Here is a 2197-nt window from a genome sequence, read left to right on the forward strand (position 1 = left end):
ACCATCAACGGCGTGAACGGGGCCAGCGTGCTGGAGCTCATGGCGATGGGTGCCACGGGCGGGCAGGAGCTGACCGTGGCGGCCGGTGGCCCGGGCGCCCAGGAGGCGGTCGACCGGGTGGTCGCGCTCGTCGAGGCCGGGTTCGGCGAGGTCTGAGAGGCCACGGTGACGGCGCGCCGGCCCCGGCCGGCGCGCCGTTACCCTGAGCCGGTGAGCAGCGAGACCAGGGCGGGTGCGGCGTCGTCGGCAGATCCGGCGCGGCCCGAACGCGCACGGTCGGCACGGCGGCAGTTCGCGGCGACGATCCTCGTCCTCGAGGCGTTCGTCGTCTTCTTCGCGACGCTGGTGGCGTTCGGCCTGCGTGTCGGCGACCCCGTCGCCGTGTTCGTGGTCGGCGGCACGCTGTCCCTGGCGATGGTGCTGGTCGCCGGGATGCTGCGCTGGCCGGCCGGGTATGTCGCCGGGTCGGCCCTGCAGGTCCCGATGGTGGCCGTCGGCTTCGTCGTGCCGCTCATGTTCGGCGTCGCGGCGATCTTCGTCGTGCTCTGGGTCTGGGGGCTGCGTCTGGGGGCCCGGATCGACCGTGAGCGGGCGGAGCGGGCCGCCGCTGAGGGCTGACGCCGGCCGTCGCGGACCGGGGGCTCCGCCCGCCCGCGCGGTGGGGCGCCACTAGGGTGTCGACCATGACGTCTGCTCCGGAGCGCACCCTCGTCCTCGTCAAGCCCGACGGCGTCCGCCGGGGGCTCGTCGGGGAGGTCCTGCGGCGGGTCGAGGCGAAGGGCTACGTCCTCGTCGCCCTCGAGATGCGCACCGCGGACCGCGACCTGCTCGGTGCCCACTACACGGAGCACGCGGGCAAGCCCTTCTTCGAGCCGCTGGTGGACTTCATGGCGTCCGGGCCCGTCGTCGCCGCGGTGGTCGAGGGTCACCGGGTCATCGAGGGGTTCCGGTCCCTGGCCGGCGCGACGGACCCGACGACGGCCGCTCCCGGCACGCTGCGCGGTGACCTGGGCCGCGACTGGGGCGAGCGGGTCGTGCAGAACCTCGTCCACGGCTCGGACTCGCCCGAGTCCGCCAGCCGCGAGATCGGGCTCTGGTTCCCCGGCCTCTCGTGACGGCGGCTCCTGGGGGAGCGGCGCCCGCGCGGCGGCGCGTCCGCCCCCGCCGGACCTCCTAGGCTCACGCCGTGCACCTCAAGACGCTCACCCTGCGGGGGTTCAAGTCGTTCGCCTCGGCGACGACCCTGAACTTCGAGCCGGGCGTCACGTGCGTCGTCGGCCCGAACGGCTCCGGCAAGTCCAACGTCGTCGACGCCCTGGCCTGGGTGATGGGCGAGCAGGGTGCCAAGTCGCTGCGCGGCGGCAAGATGGAGGACGTCATCTTCGCCGGCACGTCCGGTCGCCCGCCGCTGGGCCGCGCCGAGGTGAGCCTGACGATCGACAACAGCGACGGCGCACTGCCGATCGACTACACCGAGGTCACCATCTCGCGGACCCTCTTCCGCAGCGGCGGCTCCGAGTACGCGATCAACGGCTCGCCGTGCCGCCTGCTCGACATCCAGGACCTCCTGTCCGACTCGGGCCTGGGCCGGGAGATGCACGTCATCGTCGGTCAGGGGCAGCTCGACGCCGTCCTGCGCGCCACGCCGGAGGAGCGCCGGGGCTTCATCGAGGAGGCCGCGGGCGTCCTCAAGCACCGCAAGCGCAAGGAGAAGGCGCTCCGCAAGCTCGAGGCGATGCAGGCGAACCTCACCCGCCTCACGGATCTCACCAGCGAGATCCGCCGGCAGCTGGGACCGCTCGGCAAGCAGGCCGAGGTGGCACGCCGGGCGCAGTCGGTGCAGGCGGACCTGCGCGACGCCCGTGCCCGTCTCCTCGCCGACGACCTCGCCCAGCTCAGCGCCACCCTGGAGCAGGAGATCGCCGACGAGACGGCCGTCCTGGCGCGACGGGCCGAGGTCGAGGCCGAGCTGACCGCCGCGCGGCACCGCCTGGCGCAGCTGGAGGCGGAGGCCGCCGTCGCCGCCCCCGCGCTGTCCGAGGCCGGGGAGGTCTGGTACCGCCTGTCCTCGCTGCGCGAGCGGCTGCGCGGGGTGTCCACCCTGGCCGGCGAGCGCCTGCGGCTGCTCGGCTCGGCGGGGGAGGAGACCGCGGGGGGCCGGGACCCGGACGACCTGGACGCCCAGGCGGCCCGGGCG

4 protein-coding genes are annotated in these 2197 nt (G+C 74.7%); all 4 read left to right on the top strand.

The window, feature by feature from the left end:
- Positions 1–12 precede the first annotated feature (12 nt).
- Positions 13–156 (top strand): HPr family phosphocarrier protein, encoded by a 144-nt coding sequence (locus N866_RS18185; protein ID WP_281173282.1) that lies wholly within the window; start codon positions 13–15, stop codon positions 154–156.
- Positions 157–210: 54 nt separating this feature from the next.
- Positions 211–618, top strand: a complete 408-nt coding sequence (locus N866_RS18190; RefSeq protein WP_052023245.1) for a DUF4233 domain-containing protein — start codon at positions 211–213, stop codon at positions 616–618.
- A 65-nt stretch (positions 619–683) separates the two neighbouring features.
- Entirely contained in the window at positions 684–1115 is a 432-nt protein-coding gene (gene ndk / locus N866_RS18195) for a nucleoside-diphosphate kinase (protein WP_034229367.1), read from the top strand.
- A 71-nt stretch (positions 1116–1186) separates the two neighbouring features.
- The coding region (locus N866_RS18200) for a chromosome segregation SMC family protein (protein WP_034229371.1) at positions 1187–2197 on the top strand (1011 nt) is incomplete at its 3' end.

It is taken from the genome of Actinotalea ferrariae CF5-4 (assembly GCF_000603945.1).
Taxonomy (GTDB): Bacteria; Actinomycetota; Actinomycetes; order Actinomycetales; family Cellulomonadaceae; genus Actinotalea; species Actinotalea ferrariae.

What these genes read in the sequence shown, in the direction of transcription:
- ndk (WP_034229367.1), top strand. Translation starts at nt 684, where the DNA reads ATGACGTCTGCTCCGGAGCGCACCCTCGTCCTCGTCAAGCCCGACGGC.